The organism is Streptomyces sp. yr375, assembly GCF_900110755.1.
In the GTDB taxonomy this organism is placed as follows: domain Bacteria; phylum Actinomycetota; class Actinomycetes; order Streptomycetales; family Streptomycetaceae; genus Streptomyces.
The window spans coordinates 139,947-160,220 of the sequence record NZ_FOFF01000002.1 but is presented as its reverse complement, the minus strand read 5'-3'; the positions used below and the strand labels follow the sequence as shown (position 1 = coordinate 160,220).

At 72.8% G+C, this 20,274-nt stretch carries 19 protein-coding genes; 12 read left to right on the top strand and 7 right to left on the bottom strand.

Features of this window, described 5'->3' with window-relative positions; genetic code table 11:
• The first annotated feature begins 9 nt into the window (after positions 1–9).
• The 4 genes from BMZ82_RS03205 to BMZ82_RS41495 all read left to right on the top strand — a co-directional run bounded on the left by BMZ82_RS03205 (position 10) and on the right by BMZ82_RS41495 (position 3,564).
• The gene (locus BMZ82_RS03205) at positions 10–738 is read left to right on the top strand and encodes a type 1 glutamine amidotransferase (protein WP_093771392.1); all 729 of its coding nucleotides are present in this window, start codon (positions 10–12) and stop codon (positions 736–738) included.
• A gap of 214 nt (positions 739–952) precedes the next feature.
• Positions 953–1,978, top strand: a complete 1,026-nt coding sequence (locus BMZ82_RS03200; RefSeq protein WP_093771390.1) for a 6-phosphofructokinase — start codon at positions 953–955, stop codon at positions 1,976–1,978.
• 194 nt (positions 1,979–2,172) lie between these two features.
• Positions 2,173–3,321 (top strand): hypothetical protein, encoded by a 1,149-nt coding sequence (locus BMZ82_RS03195; RefSeq protein ID WP_256251729.1) that lies wholly within the window; start codon positions 2,173–2,175, stop codon positions 3,319–3,321.
• Positions 3,322–3,366: 45 nt separating this feature from the next.
• Positions 3,367–3,564 carry a hypothetical protein gene (locus tag BMZ82_RS41495; RefSeq protein ID WP_256251728.1) on the top strand — a complete coding sequence of 66 codons (198 nt, stop codon included), beginning with the start codon at positions 3,367–3,369 and terminating at the stop codon, positions 3,562–3,564.
• A gap of 306 nt (positions 3,565–3,870) precedes the next feature.
• Here the strand turns inward: BMZ82_RS41495 and BMZ82_RS03190 are convergent, their stop codons facing one another.
• Positions 3,871–4,509 (bottom strand): HAD family hydrolase, encoded by a 639-nt coding sequence (locus BMZ82_RS03190; RefSeq protein WP_093771388.1) that lies wholly within the window; start codon positions 4,507–4,509, stop codon positions 3,871–3,873.
• Positions 4,510–4,691: 182 nt separating this feature from the next.
• Between BMZ82_RS03190 and BMZ82_RS03185 the strand changes: the two genes are divergently transcribed.
• Together BMZ82_RS03185 and BMZ82_RS39180 are read left to right on the top strand one after the other, a co-directional pair.
• On the top strand, positions 4,692–5,642 hold the full coding sequence (locus BMZ82_RS03185) for a cytochrome c oxidase assembly protein (protein ID WP_093771386.1): 951 nt from the start codon (positions 4,692–4,694) through the stop codon (positions 5,640–5,642).
• Between the two features lie 61 nt (positions 5,643–5,703).
• Complete coding sequence (locus tag BMZ82_RS39180) at positions 5,704–5,874, top strand: hypothetical protein (protein ID WP_107487630.1); 171 nt, start codon at positions 5,704–5,706, stop codon at positions 5,872–5,874.
• Positions 5,875–5,916: 42 nt separating this feature from the next.
• Here BMZ82_RS39180 and BMZ82_RS03180 read toward each other — a convergent pair whose 3' ends face one another.
• From BMZ82_RS03180 to BMZ82_RS03165, 4 genes are read right to left on the bottom strand one after another with little or no spacing between them, the layout of a single operon-like run.
• Positions 5,917–7,122, bottom strand: a complete 1,206-nt coding sequence (locus BMZ82_RS03180) for a sensor histidine kinase (RefSeq protein ID WP_093771384.1) — start codon at positions 7,120–7,122, stop codon at positions 5,917–5,919.
• On the bottom strand, positions 7,119–8,849 hold the full coding sequence (locus BMZ82_RS03175) for a sodium/solute symporter (protein WP_093771382.1): 1,731 nt from the start codon (positions 8,847–8,849) through the stop codon (positions 7,119–7,121). Before BMZ82_RS03175 ends, BMZ82_RS03180 begins: the two co-directional genes overlap by 4 nt.
• Positions 8,850–8,862: 13 nt before the next feature.
• Positions 8,863–9,222 (bottom strand): hypothetical protein, encoded by a 360-nt coding sequence (locus BMZ82_RS03170; RefSeq protein WP_093771380.1) that lies wholly within the window; start codon positions 9,220–9,222, stop codon positions 8,863–8,865.
• Between the two features lie 2 nt (positions 9,223–9,224).
• Positions 9,225–9,974 carry a LytR/AlgR family response regulator transcription factor gene (locus tag BMZ82_RS03165; RefSeq protein ID WP_093771378.1) on the bottom strand — a complete coding sequence of 250 codons (750 nt, stop codon included), beginning with the start codon at positions 9,972–9,974 and terminating at the stop codon, positions 9,225–9,227.
• A 78-nt stretch (positions 9,975–10,052) separates the two neighbouring features.
• Here BMZ82_RS03165 and BMZ82_RS03160 point away from each other — a divergent pair, with 78 nt between their 5' ends.
• From BMZ82_RS03160 to BMZ82_RS03135, 6 genes are all read left to right on the top strand, one after another.
• A complete protein-coding gene (locus tag BMZ82_RS03160) occupies positions 10,053–10,538 on the top strand; it encodes an Lrp/AsnC family transcriptional regulator (protein ID WP_093771376.1) in 486 nt (161 codons plus the stop codon).
• Positions 10,539–10,768: 230 nt separating this feature from the next.
• The gene (ddaH, locus tag BMZ82_RS03155; RefSeq protein WP_093771866.1) at positions 10,769–11,566 is read left to right on the top strand and encodes a dimethylargininase; all 798 of its coding nucleotides are present in this window, start codon (positions 10,769–10,771) and stop codon (positions 11,564–11,566) included.
• Positions 11,563–12,849 carry an ornithine--oxo-acid transaminase gene (gene rocD / locus BMZ82_RS03150; protein ID WP_256251727.1) on the top strand — a complete coding sequence of 429 codons (1,287 nt, stop codon included), beginning with the start codon at positions 11,563–11,565 and terminating at the stop codon, positions 12,847–12,849. Before ddaH ends, rocD begins: the two co-directional genes overlap by 4 nt.
• Positions 12,850–12,935: 86 nt before the next feature.
• On the top strand, positions 12,936–15,386 hold the full coding sequence (locus tag BMZ82_RS03145; protein ID WP_093771374.1) for a SpoIIE family protein phosphatase: 2,451 nt from the start codon (positions 12,936–12,938) through the stop codon (positions 15,384–15,386).
• An 81-nt stretch (positions 15,387–15,467) separates the two neighbouring features.
• Complete coding sequence (locus BMZ82_RS03140; protein ID WP_093771372.1) at positions 15,468–16,772, top strand: PP2C family protein-serine/threonine phosphatase; 1,305 nt, start codon at positions 15,468–15,470, stop codon at positions 16,770–16,772.
• A 161-nt stretch (positions 16,773–16,933) separates the two neighbouring features.
• On the top strand, positions 16,934–17,668 hold the full coding sequence (locus BMZ82_RS03135) for a lysophospholipid acyltransferase family protein (RefSeq protein WP_093771370.1): 735 nt from the start codon (positions 16,934–16,936) through the stop codon (positions 17,666–17,668).
• 115 nt (positions 17,669–17,783) lie between these two features.
• Here the strand turns inward: BMZ82_RS03135 and BMZ82_RS03130 are convergent, their stop codons facing one another.
• Both BMZ82_RS03130 and BMZ82_RS03125 read right to left on the bottom strand, forming a co-directional pair.
• Positions 17,784–19,385 (bottom strand): alpha/beta hydrolase, encoded by a 1,602-nt coding sequence (locus BMZ82_RS03130; protein ID WP_093771368.1) that lies wholly within the window; start codon positions 19,383–19,385, stop codon positions 17,784–17,786.
• Positions 19,386–19,505: 120 nt separating this feature from the next.
• Positions 19,506–20,273: an urease accessory protein UreD gene (locus BMZ82_RS03125; RefSeq protein WP_093771366.1), complete on the bottom strand. Its 768-nt coding sequence runs from the start codon at positions 20,271–20,273 to the stop codon at positions 19,506–19,508.
• Position 20,274: the final 1 nt, after the last annotated feature.

Here is a 20,274-nt window from a genome sequence, read left to right as displayed (position 1 = left end):
GGCGTTTCCATGAGCGACAACCAACTGCGGCTGGTGTGGATCTACCCGGACCTGCTGAGCACGTACGGCGACCAGGGCAACGCGCTCGTCGTCGAGCGCCGGGCGCGGCAGCGCGGCCTCGACGTGGCGCGGCTCGACGTGCGCAGCGACCAGCCGATCCCGACCTCCGGCGACATCTACCTGATCGGCGGCGGCGAGGACCGGCCACAGCGGCTCGCGGCGGAGCGGCTGCGCCGTGACGCGCATCTGTACCAGGCGGTGAACAACGGCGCGATCGTGTTCGCGGTCTGCGCCGGCTACCAGATCCTGGGCCACGAGTTCGTCAACGACCTCGGGCAGCGCGAGCCCGGTCTGGGCCTGCTGGACGTGACGACGACGCGCGGCGAGGGCGAGCGGTGCGTCGGTGACGTCCTCGCGGACATCGACCCGCGGCTCGGCCTGCCGCAACTGACGGGCTTCGAGAACCACCAGGGCATCACCCACCTCGGCCCCACCGCCCGCCCCCTGGCCCGCGTACAGCTCGGCCGGGGCAACGGCACCGGGGACGGCACCGAGGGCGCGTACAACGACACCGTGTTCGGTACGTACATGCACGGCCCGGTGCTGGCCCGCAACCCGCTGATCGCGGACCTGCTGCTGAAGCTGGCCCTCGACGTGAACGCGCTCCCGCCGATCGACGACCGCTGGTACGAGGCGCTGCGCAACGAGCGCATCGCGTCCGCCCAGCAGCCCGCCTGACCTGACCGTCCCGCCGCCTGCTCACCCGGCTGTTCACCTGATGGTCGGCGGGCCGTCAACGGCCCGTCTGACGGTGCGTCCGCACAGGTGAGCAGGCACGTCCAGCAGGCGGACGCGTGCTGTGGCCCCGCCCCCTCGTGCCGCTAGGGTGGCGGGGACTCGAGCCGGACAGTGCGGTCCGGACCGGCCCACGTGGAGAAGGTTGTTTCGGGCTATGCGCATTGGTGTCCTCACGTCCGGCGGCGACTGTCCCGGCCTGAACGCCGTCATCCGGTCCGTCGTGCACCGTGCCGTGGCCGACCACGGCGACGAGGTCATCGGCTTCCGGGACGGCTGGAAGGGCCTCCTGGAGTGCGACTACCTCAAGCTCGACCTGGACGCGGTGGGCGGCATCCTCGCCCGCGGCGGCACGATCCTCGGCTCCTCCCGGGTCCAGCCCGCCCACCTGCGGGACGGTGTGGCGCGGGCCCGGGGCCATGTCGCGGAGCTCGGTCTCGACGCGATCATCCCGATCGGGGGTGAGGGCACGCTCAAGGCGGCCCGGCTGATGTCGGACAGCGGGCTGCCCATCGTGGGCGTGCCGAAGACCATCGACAACGACATCGCCGTCACCGACGTCACCTTCGGGTTCGACACGGCCGTCGGCGTGGCGACCGAGGCCCTCGACCGGCTGAAGACCACCGCCGAGTCCCATCAGCGGGTGCTCGTCGTCGAGGTCATGGGGCGGCACACCGGCTGGATAGCGCTGCACTCCGGCATGGCCGCCGGCGCCCACGCCATCGTCGTACCGGAACGGCCCTTCGACATCGAGGAGTTGGCCCGCCGGGTCGGCGAACGGTTCGAGGCGGGCAAGCGGTTCGCGATCGTCGTCGCCGCGGAGGGCGCCAAGCCGAAGGCCGGCTCCATGGCCTTCGACGAGGGCGCCAAGGACATCTACGGGCACGAGCGGTTCGCGGGCATCGCCCGGCAGCTCTCCATCGAGCTGGAGTCGCGGCTCGGCAAGGAGGCGCGGCCGGTGATCCTCGGGCATGTGCAGCGGGGCGGCACGCCGACCGCGTACGACCGGGTGCTCGCGACCCGGTTCGGGTGGCACGCGGTGGAGGCCGTGCATCGCGGGGAGTTCGGGAAGATGACCGCGCTGCGCGGGACGGACATCGTGATGGTGCCGCTCGGCGAGGCCGTCGAGACCCTGAAGACCGTCCCGGACGACCGGTACGCGGAAGCGGAGTGCGTGCTGTAGCCGTCCGGCCCGCTCGGCGTCACCTGGCCGGCCGTCGACCGGCACCGCTGCGGTGGCCCGTGTCCACTGGGCACGGGCCACCTCGGGCGTTCCCGCCCACTTCGGTCCATTTTCGTCCGAATTAACACCCGCCTCATGGGGCCTCGTACTGAACAGGAAGGACTTCCCCCCCCATCCCCCTCCCCACGGTCCTGGTGTACGAGGACGACCCCGGATTCCCCCCGCAGGTCAACATGCCCGTACCGCATCCCGTGCCGCACCTCGACACACACCCCTTCCCGACGGCCATCGCGGGAAACGCGCCGCAGCCGGACAGCGCCGGGCCCGGCACCGAGGCCTTCCGCTACTGGGTGGCGGCCGACTCACTCAGCAGGGCCGGTCAGACCTGGGGGCCGCTGGTCCCGACCGGGACGCAGTGGCATCCGCAGGTCGGACGCGCCCTGACCGCGCACCTCAACGCGGGAGACGACCTCAACGCCTTCTACGACCGTAGAGGCGTGTGGTTCTTCCGCCACACGGTGGCGGGCGTCACCGTCGCCACGTGCGAGAGCAACGAGATCGTCGAGCACGAGACGGGGCACGCGATCCTCGACGCCCTGCGCCCTCAGCTCTTCGACACGGCGAGCGCGGAGGCGGCCGACCTGCACGAGGCGTTCGGCGACATCAGCGCCCTGCTCAGCTCGCTCCAGCTCGAGTCGCTGCGGACCGCCGTACTGGCCGAGACCCAGGGCGACCTCGAACGGTCCTCGCGGATCTCGCGCATGGCCGAGCAGTTGGGCTGGGCGATCCGCCAGAGCCACCCGAACATGGTCGACCCGGACTGTCTGCGCAACATGTCCAACAGCTTCTTCTACCGCGACCCGGTGCTGCTGGATCCCGGCGGACCCGCGAGCATGCTCAGCAGCGAGCCGCACTCGTTCTCCCGGGTGTTCAGCGGCGCGTTCCTGAAGATCGTCGCCGGGATCTTCCGGCAGCAGGACCTCCAGGACCAGGCGGGTCTGGCGTTCGCGGCCGAGATGGCGGGACAGCTCCTGGTGGACACGGTCGTGGCGGCGCCCGTGGTGTCCGCCTACTACGCGCAGGTCGCGGGCCACATGATCACCGCGGACCAGCGCCGCAACGGCGGCACGTACGGTCCGTCCCTGCGCTCGGCGTTCATCCGGCACGGCATCCTCTCCCTGGAGGCCGCCACGTCCCTCACCGAGCAGGAGATGACACGCCGGAGCGCCGCGATCGCCGACATGGCGCCCGGCGGTGACGACGCTCAGGGTCTGACGGCCGTGACGATCCAGGGGGCGACGTACGGCATCACCCAGCCGCTCACCCTCTCCGCCCCGTCGTAGGAGCGGCGCTTCGGCATCGCGGGCTCCGACCCCGCCGGCGGCTCGGTGCGGCCCGCCGACCCCGAGCGGGTCGCCACGTCGTTCCTCGAGGACCTCTTCCGCCGCGGTCGGGTCGAGGTGCCCGAAGAGCACCGCTCCGCCACGTCGTTCGTCGACCACCGCTCCTCCCGGCTCAAGACCCACGAGTTCTCGCAGAGCACGACCGGCGAGGGCCTTGCCCTGGTCCGGCGGTGCTTCGACTGACGAGCCGGTGACCCGAACGGCAGCGGTTCTACAGAAAGCGCAGGCGACGGACGGAGAGCCGTCCGTCGTCCGCGCGCTCGATCACATGGGTCGTCCGGGGGGGTCGGCTCCTCGCCCTCGAAGACCGCCTCACCGCGCGCCAGCAGGTCGCTGATGAACTTCTCGGTCGCCCGGCGCTCGGCGTCGTCACGCTCCCCGGCATCGCGCTCCCCGGCATCGCGCTCTCCGGCACCGCGCTCTGCGCTCTGTTCACCTTCGCCGGTGTTCTTCCGAGCCTCGTCGTCTGATGCGCCCATGGGGTGCACGTCATTCCGCCGACGCGGCACGCCGGGCCGCGGAGGCCACCGTGTCCTCCGCCGGTCCCCGCACGTCCACCGAGAAGCCGGCGTGCTCCAGCGCTTCGACGCCCCGCGCGGTCACCGCGGCGAGCACGAGCCGCTCGGAGACGACCTCGACGGGAACGGCCTCGGTCTCGTCCATGGCCTCGGTCAACGAGCCCGGGTCCTGGCCGTCCCGCAACTCGATCCGCGCCCGGAGCACGGAACGGTTCTCCGTCGCCGCGAGGGCGAACACCGGGTGGGCCGCGGTACGCATCCCCGCCTCCCGTGCGAAGCCGCGCTCCTGGGCGTCCTCCCCCACGAAGACACAGTCGCCGGCCGCCGTTCCCCCGGTGCCGGCGACCGCCCGGTCGAAGATCCCGCGGCTGTCCTTCACGCCCCAGTTCACCAGGGACGCGTCCGTGAAACGGCCGGGAAAGGCCTCCGCCAGCGCCCGTGCCACGGCCGCCTCGATCGACCCGGGGTTGGAGATGACGCCCATGCGTACCCCGCTCAGGGAGTCGAGCGTGCTGAGGACGCGCGGCAGGGGCCGCAGCGTCAGCGAGCCGTCGGATTCCGGGTGGGGATCCGCCAGGGTCGCGCCGATGTCGAAGAAGATGACAGACATGCCGCATGCCTGCCCGCGGTGAACGCTTCCGAGTCGGGACCGCCCGAGTGAACCCGGGCGAAAGGAAGCGGGCCGGGCCGGAAGCCATCCGGGCGGCCCCCGGTGCCGGAGGCCGCCCGGGGCTTCTCTACTCTTGGGGCGGCAGGAAGCGTACAACCCCCCACGAATCAGGAGCCGGCGTCATGGAGCACAGCGGGCACGGCATGACCATGGATCTGCCGCCGTTCACGCTGGGGCGGGGTCTTCAGTGGTCGGCGGACCCGTTCTTCCTGGTCGCCTGTGTGGCGGGGATCGGGCTGTACGCCTGGGGGGTCGTGCGGCTGCGGCGGCGCGGGGACTCCTGGTCGGCCGGGCGGACCGTGTCGTTCGTGGTCGGTGTGCTGACCATCATGCTGGTGATGTGCACCGCGCTGAACGACTACGGGATGGTCATGTTCAGCGTGCACATGGTGCAGCACATGGTGATCAGCATGCTGTCGCCGATCCTGATCCTGCTCGGGGCCCCGATGACGCTCGCGCTGCGCGCGCTGCCGGCCGCCGGACGGGGTCGCAAGGGGCCGCGTGAGCTGCTGCTGATGCTGCTGCACAGCCGCTACATGCGGATCGTCACGCATGCCGGGTTCACCATTCCGCTGTTCATCGCGAGCCTGTACGCGCTGTACTTCACGCCGATCTTCGACTTCCTGATGGGCTCCAAGGCCGGGCACCTCGCGATGATGGTGCACTTCCTCGCCGTCGGCATGCTGTTCTTCTGGCCGATCATCGGTGTCGACCCTGGTCCGAACCGGCCCGGCTATCTGATGCGGATGCTGGAGCTGTTCGCGGGCATGCCGTTCCACGCGTTCTTCGGCATCGCGTTGATGATGGCGTCGCAGCCGATGGTGAAGACGTTCGAGAACCCGCCCGCCTCGCTCGGCATCGACGCGCTCTCCGACCAGAGCGCGGCCGGCGGCATCGCGTGGGCGTTCAGCGAGATCCCGTCCGTGCTGGTGCTGATCGCGCTGCTGTTCCAGTGGTACGGCTCCGAGCAGCGGCAGGCCAAGCGCAAGGACCGGGCCGCCGACCGCGACGGGGACCAGGAGCTGGCGGCGTACAACGCCTATCTTGCGTCGCTCGACGCACGCGGGCGCTGATCCCGGGGCACCATGGAGGGGGACCCGCCCTGCCCGGGGCGGCCCGGAGGAGGGTGTCGCGATGCCCGGTACGACGGACGGTTCCACGAAGACCATGGGGGTGCTCACCGTCGGCGGACTCGTCGTGGTGACCGCCTACACGGTGGCGCTCGGCAGCAACGGCTGGCTGTGGTTCGGCTGGGTCGTGCTCGGGCTGATCACACTGGCGCTGATCGTGACGAAGACCTCGTGACGGAGACCTCGTGACGGAGACCTGGTGACGAGGACCGGCTGATCATCCGGGGGTGGGGCGGGCCGCCGAGTGGACGCCCGGCTGGTACTTCGGCAGCCGGGCGGTGATCTTCATGCCGGCTCCGGGGGCGGTCTCGATGACCAGGCCGTGGCCGTCGCCGTAGACCTGGCGGAGCCGGTCGTCGACGTTGGACAGGCCGATGCCGCCGGACGGGCTCGCCTCGCCGGCCAGGATGCGGCGCAGCACCTCCGGGTCCATGCCCGCGCCGTCGTCCTCGATGACGACCAGGGCCTCGGCGCCGGCGTCCCGGGCGGTGATCTGGATGTGGCAGGTGCCGGCCTTGCCCTCCAGTCCGTGCTTGACGGCGTTCTCCACGAGCGGCTGGAGGCACAGGAAGGGCAGGGCGACGGGGAGGACCTCGGGGGCTATCTGGAGCGTGACGGCGAGCCGGTCGCCGAACCGGGCCCGCACCAGGGCCAGATAGTGGTCGATGGCGTGGAGTTCGTCGGCGAGGGTGGTGAAGTCGCCGTGCCTGCGGAACGAGTAGCGGGTGAAGTCGGCGAATTCCAGGAGCAGTTCGCGGGCCCGCTCGGGGTCGGTGCGGACGAACGACGCGATCACCGCGAGCGAGTTGAAGATGAAGTGCGGGGAGATCTGCGCGCGCAGGGCCCTGATCTCGGCCTCGATGAGTTTCGTCCGGGACTGGTCGAGGTCCGCCAGCTCCAGTTGGACGCTGACCCAGCGGGCCACCTCGCCGGCCGCCCGGACCAGGACCGCGGACTCGCGGGGCGCGCAGGCCACCAGGACGCCGTGCACGCGGTCGTCGACGGTGAGCGGGGCGAGGACGGCCCAGCGGACCGGGCAGTCGGTGTGCTCGCAAGTCAGGGCGAACGCCTCGCCCCGGCCGCTCTCCAGGGGGCCGGCCAGCCGCCGCACGATCTCGGCGCGGTGGTGTGCGCCCACTCCGGCCCAGGCCAGCACCTCCTTCTCGTCGGTCAGGCACAGGGCGTCCGTGCCGAGCAGGGTGCGCAGCCGGCCCGCCGACCTGCGGGCCGTCTCCTCCGTGAGGCCGGCCCGCAGCGGGGGTGCGGCGAGGGAAGCGGTGTGCAGGGTCTGGAAGGTGGCGTGCTCGACGGGGGTGCCGAGGCCGCCGAGGCTCTCGGGGCGGGCGGTGCGCCGGCCCAGCCAGAAACCGGCGGCGAGGAAGGGGAGGATCGCGATGCAGACGCCCGCGAGGAAGCCGCTCACGCCGTCGCCTCCGCCGCCCGCAGCTCGTGCGCCGACAGCTCCTCCGGCAGATGGAAGCGGGCCAGGATGGCCGCGGTGCCGGCCGGGACCCGGCCCGGGGTGGCCAGGGACACCAGGATCATGGTGAGGAAGCCGAGCGGTACGGACCACAGCGCGGGCCAGGCGAGCAGCGCGTGCAGACCGCCGTTGCCGGGGAAGCCGGCCATGGTGGCGGCGACGGCGGCGAACGCCGAGCCGCCGCCCACCAGCATCCCGGCGGCCGCGCCGGGCGGGGTCAGCCGCCGCCACCAGATGCCGAGGACGAGCAGCGGGCAGAAGGAGGACGCCGACACCGCGAAGGCGAGCCCGACCGCGTCGGCCACCGGCAGCCCGCCCACCAGCAGGCTCGCGGCGAACGGCACGGCCATGGCGAGCCCGGTGCCCAGCCGGAAGTGCCGTACGCCGCGCGTCGGCAGGACGTCCTGGGTGAGCACGCCCGCCACGGCCATCGTCAGCCCGGACGCCGTGGACAGGAACGCGGCGAAGGCTCCCCCGGCGACCAGAGCGCCCAGCAGGTCGCCGCCGAGGCCGCCGATCACCCGGTCGGGCAGCAGCAGGACGGCCGCGTCGGCGTCGCCGCTGAGGGCGAGTTCGGGGGCGTAGAGGCGGCCCAGCGCGCCGTAGACGGGCGGCAGCAGGTAGAAGGCGCCGACCAGGGCGAGGACGGCGATGGTGGTGCGGCGGGCGGCGACTCCGTGCGGGCTGGTGTAGAAGCGGACGACGACGTGCGGCAGGCCCATGGTGCCGAGGAAGGTGGCGAGGATCAGGCCGTAGGTCGCGTACAGGGGGCGTTCCTCGCGGCCGGCGGCCAGCGAGGTGGACATGCCGCCGTTGCTGCCGCGGTCGGCGGTGGGGACGGCGGTGCCGGCGGCGAAGGCGAGGCGGGTGCCGCGCTCGATGTGGTGGGTGCCGGCGGGCAGGCGCAGGACGGCGTCCTCGTACGGGTGGCCGTCGACGGTGCCGTGGACCGTCACGGTCAGCGGGCGCTCCAGCCTGAGGTAGAGGGTGTCGTCGACGCGGACGGCCCGCTGCTCGCGGAAGGTGGCCGGTTCGTCGAAGGCGCTGCGGGGTGCGCCGTCGCCCTGCCAGGCGAGGACCAGGAAGAGGGCGGGGACGAGGAGGGCGGTGAGCTTCAGCCAGTACTGGAAGGCCTGTACGAAGGTGATGCTGCGCATGCCGCCGGCGGCGACGGTCGCGGTGACGACGACGGCGACGATCAGCCCGCCGAGCGAGTCGGGGGCGCCGGTCAGGACCGTCAACGTCAGTCCCGCGCCCTGGAGTTGGGGCAGCAGGTAGAGCCAGCCCACGCCGACGACGAAAGCGCCCGCGAGCCGTCTGACCGCCTGCGAGGCGAGCCGGGCCTCGGCGAAGTCGGGCAGCGTGTACGCGCCGGAACGGCGCAGCGGGGCGGCCACGAAGAGCAGCAGGACCAGGTAGCCGGCGGTGTAGCCGACCGGGTACCAGAGCATGTCCGGGCCCTGCACGAGGACCAGTCCCGCGACGCCGAGGAAGGAGGCGGCGGAGAGGTACTCGCCGCTGATGGCGGCCGCGTTGAGGCGGGGGCCGACGGTGCGGGAGGCGACGTAGAAGTCGGAGGTGGTGCGGGAGATGCGCAGGCCGAACGCGCCGACCAGGACGGTGGCGACGACGACGAGGGCGACGGCCGGGACGGCGAAGGTCGAGTTCATCGGGACGTGGCCGTCATCGGTCCTCGACCAGGCGTATGAAGTCGCGTTCGTTGCGTTCGGCGCGGCGCACGTACCAGCGGGCGAGCAGGACCAGCGGGGCGTAGAGGCAGAAGCCGAGGACCGCCCATTCGAGGCGGCGGGCGTCGGGGAGCGCGGCGAAGAGCAGCGGCAGCGGGCCGACGAGGAGCATGAGGACGGCGAACACCGTGAGAGCGGCGCGCAGTTGGGAGCGCATGAGGGAGCGGACGTAGGTGTGGCCGAGGGTGGTCTGCTCGTCGATCTCGGTGCGCGGGCGGTAGTAGCCGGAGGGGCGTCGGGTGCGGCGGGCGGGGCCGGTGACGACGACGCGGCGCTCGGCGGGGTCCTGCGGCACGGCTACGGCCTCCTCATCAGCAGGTCCCGCAGTACGCGGGCGTGGCGGCGGCTGACCTGGAGCTCCTCGCCGCCGACCAGGACGCTCACCGTGCCCGCGTCCAGGCGGAGTTCGCCTATGTGGCGCAGGGCGACGAGGTGGCGGCGGTGGATGCGGACGAAGCCGCGGGCGCGCCAGCGCTCCTCCAGGGTGGACAGCGGTATCCGTACGAGGTGGCTGCCGCGGTCGGTGTGCAGTCGGGCGTAGTCGCCCCGGGCCTCGACGTGGGTGATGGCGTCGACGGCGACGAAGCGGGTCACGCCGCCGAGTTCGACGGGCAGGTGGTCCGGGTCGGGTTCGTGCACGGGGACGCGCGGGGCGCTGGCGCGCAGTTCGGCGGCCCGGCGGACGGCCTCGGCGAGGCGTTCCTTGCGGACGGGTTTGAGGACGTAGTCGACGGCCTTGAGGTCGAACGCCTGGACGGCGAAGTCCTCGTGGGCGGTGACGAAGACGACCAGCGGCGGACGGGCGAAGCCGGTGAGGAGGCGGGCCAGGTCGAGGCCGTCGAGGCCGGGCATCTGGATGTCGAGGAAGACGACGTCGATGGCCTCGGGGCCGTGCGGGCCGGACTCCAGGGCGCGGTTGATGCGGCGCAGTGCCTCGGTCGCGTCGCCGGCGCCCTCCGCGCTGCCGATCCGGGGATCCGCGGTGAGCAGGTAGAGCAGCTCCTCCAGCGAGGGGCGTTCGTCGTCGACGGCGAGGGCGCGCAGCATGAAGGTGGAGTGTAGGGGCGATCCGCGCCACTGGACATGTACCGGGGTGTGGCCGTGAGCGCTGGATACAGTGCCCGCATGAACAGCGCGCCCGCCTCTTTCGACGATCTCGACCGGAAGATCATCACGGCTCTGATGGCGAACGCCCGGACGAGCTTCGCCGAGATCGGCACGGCCGTCGGCCTGTCGTCGACGGCGGTGAAGCGGCGGGTGGACCGGCTGCGGGACACCGGGGTGATCACCGGGTTCACGGCGACCGTGCAGCCGTCGGCGCTGGGCTGGCGGACGGAGGCGTACGTGGAGGTGTACTGCGAGGGGGCCGCGCCGCCCCGGCGGCTCACGGAGGTGGTGCGCAACCATCCGGAGATCACCGCGGCGATGACGGTGACGGGCGGGGCGGACGCGCTGCTGCATGTGCGGGCGCGGGACGTGGAGCACTTCGAGAACGTGCTGGAGCGGATCCGGGCCGAGCCGTTCATCCGGAAGACGATCAGCGTGATGGTGCTGTCGCATCTGCTGCCGGAGAGCCCGGAGGCGGGCGCGACCCAGCACGCTCCCGAATAAACGCGCGAAGACGCAGCAAACCTGCGTTGTCCAGGGACAACACGCAGCATTCCTGCGCAGACACGCAATGCACTTTCCTTGTCGTGCGTAGGGGTCATTTCCTACCTTGGTGTCAACCCTCAGTCGACACCGTAGGAAAAGCGGAGGAACCCTCTGTGCCCGAGAGTGTGACCGATGTGCTCGACGTCCCCGACGTCCTCGCCGCGCCCGCGAGCGCGGCCGGCGGCCGGGTGCGGCGCCCGCGGCGCTTCCTGGTCTGCGAACCCAGACACTTCGCCGTGCAGTACGCGATCAACCCCTGGATGCGCCCCGACACCCCCGTGGACGTCGACCTCGCCCAGGCCCAGTGGCAGACCCTGATCAGCGCCTACCGGGCCCACGGCCACACCGTGGACGTCGTGGAGGCGGCCCCCGGTCTGCCCGACATGGTGTTCGCCGCGAACTCGGCGGTCGTCGTGGCGGGCCGGGTCTTCGGTTCGCTCTACCACGCGCCCCAGCGGCGGCCCGAGTCCGTCCACTACGACACCTGGTTCAAGGCGGCAGGCTACGACGTCCACCGGCCCGAGTCGGTCTGCGAGGGCGAGGGCGACCTGGTGTGGACGGGCCGGTACGTGCTGGCCGGCACCGGTTTCCGCACGACCCGGGAGGCGCACCGGGAGGTGCAGGAGTTCTTCGGGCACCCGGTGATCAGCCTGACGCTGGTGGACCCGCACTTCTACCACCTGGACACGGCGCTGTTCGTGCTGGACGACGACAACATCTCCTACTACCCGGAGGCGTTCTCGGCCGGCAGCCGGGAGGTGCTGGCCCGGCTGTATCCGGACGCGGTGCTCGCCACCCGCGACGACGCGATGGCGCTGGGCCTGAACTCCGTCTCCGACGGCCGTCACGTCTTCATCGCTCCCCAGGCCGAGGCGCTCGCCTCGCGACTCGCCGAGCGCGGTTATGTCCCCGTCCCCGTCGACCTCTCCGAGTTCCTGAAGGCCGGTGGTGGCATCAAGTGCTGCACGCAGGAGATCCGCTCATGACCGCACCCGTCGTCCCCGCTCCGTCCGCCGCTCCCGCTCCGGCGCCGTCCGCCGTCCCCGCCCTCACCCGGTCCTCCGCCGACCTGATCCGAGCCGAGGAGCCCGTCCTCGCGCACAACTACCACCCGCTGCCCGTGGTCGTCGCGCGTGCCGAGGGCACCTGGGTGGAGGACGTCGAGGGCCGCCGCTACCTCGACCTGCTGGCCGGCTACTCGGCCCTCAACTTCGGCCACCGGCACCCTCTGTTGGTGGCGGCCGCCCACCGCCAGCTCGACCGCCTCACCCTCACCTCCCGCGCCTTCCACAACGACCGGCTGGCCGAATTCGCCGAGCGGCTCGCGGAGTTGACCGGCCTGGACATGGTCCTGCCGATGAACACGGGCGCGGAGGCGGTCGAGACGGGCATCAAGGTGGCCCGCAAGTGGGCGTACGACGTGAAGGGCGTCCCGGCCGACCGGGCGACGATCGTGGTCGCCGCCGAGAACTTCCACGGCCGTACGACGACGATCGTGAGCTTCTCCACGGACGAGAGCGCCCGGGCGGGCTTCGGCCCGTTCACCCCGGGGTTCCGGATCGTCCCGTACAACGACCTGGCCGCGCTGGAGGCGGCCGTCGACGAGACGACGGCGGCGGTGCTGATCGAGCCCATCCAGGGCGAGGCCGGCGTCGTCATCCCCGACGACGGCTATCTGACCGGGGTGCGCGAGCTGACCCGGCGCCGCAACTGCCTGTTCATCGCGGACGAGATCCAGTCCGGGCTGGGGCGGACCGGGCGGACGCTGGCCGTGCAGCACGAGGGCGTCGTCCCCGACGTGCTGCTGCTGGGCAAGGCGCTCGGCGGCGGGATCGTGCCCGTCTCGGCGGTGGTGGCACGGCGCGAGGTGCTGTCGGTGCTGCGGCCGGGCGAGCACGGGTCGACGTTCGGCGGCAATCCGCTGTCCGCGGCGGTCGGCACGGCGGTGGTGGAGCTGCTGGAGACGGGCGAGTTCCAGCGCCGGGCGGCCGAGCTGGGCGTGGTCCTGCGGGACGGGCTGACCGGGCTGGTCGGCAAGGGCGTCGTCGGTTTCCGGGCGCGCGGGCTGTGGGCGGGCGTGGACGTCGACCCGGCGCTCGGCACCGGCCGCGAGGTGAGCGAGCGCCTCATGCGGGAAGGTGTCCTGGTCAAGGACACCCACGGCTCGACCATCCGGCTGGCCCCGCCGCTGACGATCACCGCCGAGGAACTGACGTCGGCCCTGGCCACGTTGGAGCGGGTCCTGACCCGGGGGGCCCGGGCGGCCTGAGGCGGCGGCTCGGGCGCTGTCGTGCAGGCAGGGTGAAGATTGTGTCGGGAGGTGGTAGACCACTCTCAGCGACAGAGAGGTCGACCGTGGTCCCACACGACGAGGACGACGTTGCCCGCCGGCGGTTCGACGTGGCCGATGCCGCCCCCCTGCTGCTCGACGCGGGCGGCGTGGTCAGGGGCTGGACCCGGGACGCCGCCCGGCTGCTGGGGTGTCCGACCGGGCAGGCGGTGGGCACCGGGCTGGCCGCGCTGCTGACCCGGGCGGACGCCGGGCGGATGCCGGAGATCCTGGAGCGGTGCCGTCGGGACGGCGGCTGGGCCGGACTGCTGTCGGCCCGCCGCGCCGACGGCCGCCCGATCCCGGTCATGGCCCGGATCACCGCGGCCGACGAGCCCGGCGGTCCGGCCCGCTGGCTGGTGCTGCTGAACGAGCTGGGCGACGCCCCCGGCTGGAGCATGAGCCGCCCGGTGCTGGAGAAGATGGTGAGCGGCTCGCCGATCGGCATCGCCGTCGTGGACCTGGGCCTGCGCTTCGTGTGGTCGAACGAGGCGCTCGCCCGGTTCGGCGGCGGCCCGCCGGAGCAGCGGCTGGGTCTGCGCCTCGCGGACGTCCAGCCGGGCCTGGACGCCGAGGCGATCGAGGCGCAGATGCGCCGGGTGCTGGCGAGCGGGGAACCCGTCGTCGGGTACGAGCACGTCGGGCATCTGCGGACCTCGCCGTACCGGGAGACGGCGCACATGATGTCGTTCACCCGGCTCGACGACGACCACGGCCGACCGATCGGCGTCTACTACACCGTCGTGGACATGACCGACCGGCACCGCGCCCGGCAGCGGCTCGCGCTGCTGGACCGGGCCGGCCGCACCATCGGCCGCAGCCTGGACATCGGCCGGACCGCGCAGGAACTGGCCGACGTGGCCGTGCCGGGGTTCGCCGACGTCGTCACCGTGGACCTGCTGGAGCCGGTGCTGCGGGGCGCCGAGCCCACGCCGGGGCGGGCGGCGCAGGGCCCCGGGGACATTGTCACCCTGCGCCGGGCGGGCCGCCGGGCGGCCGACGCCGACGGTGCCGAGGCGGTCGCCGCCGCCCCCGAGGTCGTGTACCGGGCCGACTCGCCGCCGGCGCGCTGTCTGGCCGGCGGGCGGCCCTGGCGGGCCGAGCGGCACACCGAGGAGTGGGGCCCGCTGCCGGCCGCCGAGCCGGAGCCGCCCAGCGTCCTGGTGGTGCCGGTGCGGGCGCGGGGCGCCATCCTCGGGGTCACCACGTTCCTGCGGTGCCACCGGCGCGACCCCTTCGACGAGGACGACCTGGCGCTCGCCGAGGACCTCGTCTCGCGGGCCGCCGTCTGCGTGGACAACGCCCGCCGCTACACCCGCGAGCGCGACGCGGCCCTCGTTCTCCAGCGCAGCCTGCTCCCCCGCCGGCTGCCCGAACAGGACGCGGTCGAGGTGGCCGCCTGCTACCGGCCGGCCGACGAGCTGACAGGCCTCGGCGGGGACTGGTACGACCTGATCCCGCTGTCGGGGGCCCGGGTGGCGCTGGTCGTCGGCGAGGTCCCCGGGCACGGCATCGACGCCGCCGCGGCCATGGGGCGGGTGCGGACCGCGGTGCGCACCCTCGCCGCCCTGGACCTGCCGCCCGCCGAGATCCTCGCGCACCTCGACGACCTGGTGACCCGCATGGACCACGAGGAGGGCATGGCAGCGCCGCCGGAGACAGCGGCGGAGGCCGGGCCCGGCGGCGGGACGCGGGCCGTGGGGTCGGCGTGCGTGTACGTCGTCTACGACCCCGTGGACGGCCGGTGCGCGATGGCCGCCGCCGGGCACCCCGCCCCGGCCGTCGTCCTGCCCGACGGCACGGTCTCGTTCGTCGAGCTGCCCCAGGGGCCGCCGCTCGGCGCGGGCGGGCCGCTGTTCGAGGCGGCCGAGGTGACCCTGGCGGAGGGCAGCACGCTCGCGCTGCACACGGACGGGCTGCTGGCCCAGGGCGAGGACTGGGCGCTGAACACCGACCGGGAGCGGCTGCGGCTGGCCCTGGAGCGGCCGTCGGACAGCCTCGACCTGCGCTGCCGGGCCGTGATCGACGCGCTCGTGCCGGCCCGGCCGCACGACGACGTGGCCCTGCTGATGGCCCGCACCCGCCGGCTGCCCGCCGACCGGGTCGCCGACTGGGAGCTGCCCGCCGACCCGGCGGCGGTCGCCGAGGCCCGCAAGACGGCGAGCCGCCGGCTGGCGGAGTGGGGGCTGGGCGACCTGGCGTTCACCACCGAGCTGATCGTGAGCGAGCTGGTCACCAACGCCATCCGGTACGCCACCGGGCCGATCCGGCTGCGGCTGATCCGTGAGCGCACCCTCGTCTGCGAGGTCTTCGACGGCGGCGCCACCGCACCCCACCCGCGCCATCCGCGCACCACCGACGAGGGCGGCCGCGGACTGCTGCTGGTCTCCCAGGTCAGCCGACGCTGGGGCACCCGCTTCCTCCCCGACGGAAAGATCATCTGGGCCGAGCAGTCGCTCACCGACCCCGGCGTCTGACCGGGGCGGTCCCCGTACGGTCACCCCATTCATCGCATCACATGAGAAAATGGCGCAAGACCGGCGGATGGGGCGCGAGCCATGAACGACACGGCGATCGACTACGCGGGGGTGTTCCAGGCCCTGCCGGGCATGGTGGCGCTCCTGACGCCCGAGCTGGTGTACGCGGACGCCAACGAGGAGTTCCTGCGCGTGACGGGCCGCAAGCGCGAGCAGATGATCGGCCGGCATCTCTTCGACGTCTTCCCCGACAACCCCAACGACCAGACGGCCAGTGGCATGCGCAACCTGGAGGCCTCGCTGCGCCGGGTGCTGGCCACCGGCGAGCGGGACACCATGGCGCTCCAGCGCTACGACGTCGAGTCCGCCGAGCGCCCCGGCGAGTGGGACGAGCGCTACTGGAGCCCGGTGAACGCGCCGGTGCACGGCCCGGACGGGTCGGTGGTGCTGCTGGTGCACCGGGTGGAGGAGGTCACCGAGCTGATCCGGGCCCGCGGCCGACGCGGGCCGGGCGGCAGCGGAGGCGGAGGCCGAGGGGGATCGGACGGGAACGGGAACCGGAGCGGGGGCGGCGAGCGGGGCGGCAGCCGGGGGCGCGTGCTGGAGGCCGAGCTGTACACCCGCGCGCGGGAGCTACAGGAGCTGAACGAGCGGCTGCGGCTGGCGCACGCCCGGGAGCGCGAGGTGGCGCTCGCCCTCCAGGAGGCGATGCTGCCGGCCCGCCGGCAGGCCGGACACCACCGGGCGGCGGTGCGCTACCGGCCGGCGGTCGGCGCGCTCAACGTGTGCGGGGACTGGTACGACCTGGTCGACCTCGTCGGCGGCAACCGGATGGGCGTCTCGGTGGGCGACGTCGTCGGGCACGGTCTGGAGGCGGCGGGAGTGATGGGCCAGTTGCGCAGCGCGCTGAGCGCGGCCTCCCGGGTCGCCGAGGGCCCGGCCGAGGCGCTGAACGTCCTCGGGCGGTACGCGAACGTCGTGGACGGCGCCGAGTCGGCCACCGCGGTCACCACGTTCATCGACTTCGACCACCACACCATCACGTACAGCAGCGCCGGGCATCCGCCGCCGGTGCTCGTCCACGCCGACGGCCGCGTGGAGTTCCTCGACCGCGCCACCGACCCCCCGCTCGACGCCCGCCCCACCCCGGTGCCCCGCCCCGAGGCCCGCACCACCTACGCCGACGGCGCCACCCTCGCCCTCTACACCGACGGGCTGGTGGAGCGCCGCCACGAGGACATCGACACCGGCGTCAACCGCCTCGCCGAGGCCCTCGCCCGCCACCGCGAGGCCGACCCCGAGACCCTCGCCGACGCCGTCCTGCTGGAACTGCTGCCCCCCGGCGGCGCGACCGACGACACGGCCCTGGTCGTCGTACGGCTGTGAGGACGGGCGTGGCGCGGGGCCGGCGCGGGGGTCTGCGCGGGGGCCGGTCGGCGCTGTTCCGGGTGTGGGTGGGTGCCCCTACACTGACAGCCCACACCATGCCGGTTGACCTGCTGGAACACGGCGGCGAGCCGATCCGCCGGACACGAGGAGCGACTCCTTTGTTCTACTACCTCCTGAAATACGTGGTGTTGGGGCCGTTGCTGCGACTGCTCTTCCGCCCGCGTATCGAAGGCCTGGAGCATGTGCCGGACTCGGGAGCCGCCATCATCGCGGGCAACCACCTGTCGTTCTCCGACCACTTCCTGATGCCGGCGATCCTCAAGCGCCGCATCACCTTCCTCGCGAAGGCCGAGTACTTCACCGGCCCCGGCGTCAAGGGCCGGCTGACGGCGACCTTCTTCCGCAGCGCGGGGCAGATCCCGGTCGACCGCTCCGGCAAGGACGCGGGACAGGCCGCGATCCGCGAGGGTCTCGGGGTGCTCGGCAAGGACGAGTTGCTCGGCATCTACCCGGAGGGCACCCGCTCGCACGACGGCCGCCTCTACAAGGGCAAGGTCGGCGTCGCGGTGATGGCGCTGCGGGGCCGGGTGCCGGTGATTCCGTGCGCGATGATCGGCACCTTCGAGGCGCAGCCGCCCGGCAAGGTGATCCCGACCCTGCACCCGGTGAAGATCCGCTTCGGCGAGCCCCTCGACTTCTCACGCTACCTCGGCATGGAGAACGAGAAGGCGGTACTGCGCGCGATCACCGACGAGATCATGTACGCGATCCTGATGCTGTCCGAGCAGGAGTACGTGGACCAGTACGCGGCCGTCGCCAAGGCGGAGGAGGCCGCGGCCAGGGCGGCGAAGGCGGAGAAGGAACGCAAGTTCCCCCGCTTACCGCTGCGTTGACAGTCCGCCGGCAACTTCCATCGCCGGTCCGTCAGTTGACAGTCCGTCAGAAAGCTTGAGGGGCGGCCGGGTTGATCCGGTCGCCCCTCGCTGCTGTCGCCCCTCGGGGCGGCGGTTACGGCTTGGGTATCGCGTGCGGCGCGCAGGTCACGTCGGCGGTGTCCAGCTTGCCGGTGAGGAGGTAGGCGTCCACCCGGGTGTTGATGCAGGTGTTGACCAGGCCGGTGACGCCGTGGGAGCCGGCGCCCTTCTCGGTGATCAGGCGCGAGCCCTTGAAGCGCTTGTGCAGTTCGACGGCGCCGTCGTACGGGGTGGCCGCGTCATTCGTGGACTGCACGATCATCACCGGCGGCAGGCCCTGGTGGGTCCTGACCTCCACCGGGGTCTGCTGCTTGACCGGCCAGGTGGCGCACGGCAGGTTCATCCAGGCGTTGGCCCAGGTCATGAACGGGTGGCTCTTGTGGAGCGCCGTGTTGTCCCGGTCCCACTTCGCCCAACTGGTGGGCCACTTGGCGTCGGTGCACTCGACGGCCGTGTAGACGGCGTTGCCGTTCTCCGAGGCGATGTTGCCGGCCTTGTCCGTCAGGTCGGGGGCGGCGGCGTCGACGAGGGCCTTGGTGTCCCCGGCGAAGTACTTGCTGAACGCGGTGGCGACCGGGACCCACGAGGAGTCGTAGTACGGGGCGCTCTGGAAGAAGGAGATCAGCTCGGCCGGGCCGACGACCCCGCCGAGGGGCTTCTTCTTCGCGGCGGCGCGCAGGGTGACCCACTTGGCCTGGACGGCGGCGCGGGTCGTGCCGAGGTGGTAGGTCGCGTCGTTGGCGGCGACCCAGTCCTGCCAGTTCTGCCAGCGGCCCTCGAAGGCGACGTCCTGGTCGAGGTTGGCCTCGTACCAGATCTTCTCGCGGGACGGGTTGACCACGCTGTCGACGATCATGCGGCGCAGGTGGCCCGGGAACATCGTGCCGTAGACCGCGCCGAGGTAGGTGCCGTAGGAGACGCCCAGGTAGTTGAGCTTCTTCTCGCCGAGGGCGGCGCGGACGACGTCCAGGTCGCGGACGGTGTTCGGGGTGGTCATCTGCGCGAGGACGGCCTTGCCGCTGCGCGCGGCGCAGCCTTGCGCGTAGGCGCGGGCGAGCTTGCGCTGCGCGAGCTTGTCGGCCTCGCTGCCGGGGACCGGGTCAGCCTTGGGTGCCTTGACGTACTCCTGCGGGTCGGCGCAGGAGATGGGCGCGGAGTGGCCGACGCCGCGCGGGTCGAAGCCCACGAAGTCGTAGGCCTTGGCCACGTTGGTCCACAGCGGGGCCTTGGTGGTCACACGACGCGGGAAGCGCATGCCGGAGCCGCCCGGGCCGCCGGGGTTGTAGACGAGCGCGCCCTGACGCTCCTTGGCCGTGCCCGTGTTGCCGATGCGGTCGACGGCTATCTTGATCTTCTTGCCGTTGGGCTTGGCGTAGTCGAGCGGCACGGTGACCCAGCCGCACTGGATCGGCTTCTCGAGGCCCCAGTCGGCGGGGCAGTCCTGCCAGTTGATGCCGGCCTTGCCGGCCCGCTCCGCGGCGAGCGCGGCGCCGCGCGCCTCGCGGTCCTGCCCCGAACGGCCGCCGGCCGCACTCGCGGTGGGCGCCGCGACGGCGCCGGCGAGCAGTGTCGCGGCGACGAGCACGCCGGCCGAGCCGAGCGCGGCGGTCCGCTTGTTCGGTCGAATGTCCCTCAAGTGGGCACTCCCCCTGCGTTGTTAATGGTCAGTAGGGGGATCCTCGCGGCTGTGCGGTGCCTGAGAACAGGTGTGGTTGACCTTCTTTGCCAATCCGATAACCGGAGAGGAAGCTACCGCTCACCGGTCGCCGAGCACGGCGAGCGCGGCGAGCGCCTCGTCCAGCGCCCGGCGCAGCCGCAGCCCGTCGGGCGCGACGGCGGTGACGAGGGCGGCGGGCCCGGCCAGCGGCATGACGCAGGCGTGCTCCCCGACCATCCGGGCCGCCACCCGCTGCTCCGCGAACTGCGGCCGCACGACGACCAGTTGACCGACGGCGCGGTGTCCCGCGAGGACGGCGGGCCCGTCCCAGCCGCCGGGCGCGCCGGGCCCGCAGGCCAGTTCCTGGTCGAGGACGACCCGCCCCGCGACCCGCACGGCCAGCCGGCTGGTGAGCCGGCCCGGTTCCTCCCCGACCCGCCCGAGCACCTGCTCCTCGCGCAGCACGAGCCGGGCCTCGGCGGCCAGGTCGACCCGGGTGGCGACGAACAGGTCGCTGCCCTTCGCCGAGATCAACTGCTCGGGCAGCCAGTGCAGTTCACCGTCGCCCTCGACGGTGAGGCGTACGTCGTAGTGGGCCTCGTCCTTCACCTGTCCGGGCAGCGCGATGGTGGCGGCGGCCGACCCGACGTGCAGCCGGGCACCGGGTCCGACGGCCGCCTCGACGGCGAAGCGGTCGCCGCCGAGGGGGCCGCTCATCGCCCCCACGAGCACGACACGCGCCTCGCCGCCGTGCGCCCGGGTGCGCCGCAGCGCGAGCGGCCCGTCGCTCTCCAGCACGGGCAGGGCGGTGCCCCCGCGGCCGTCCGCGCGCGCCCGGATCCGCGCGGTGGCGTGCACACCGCCCATG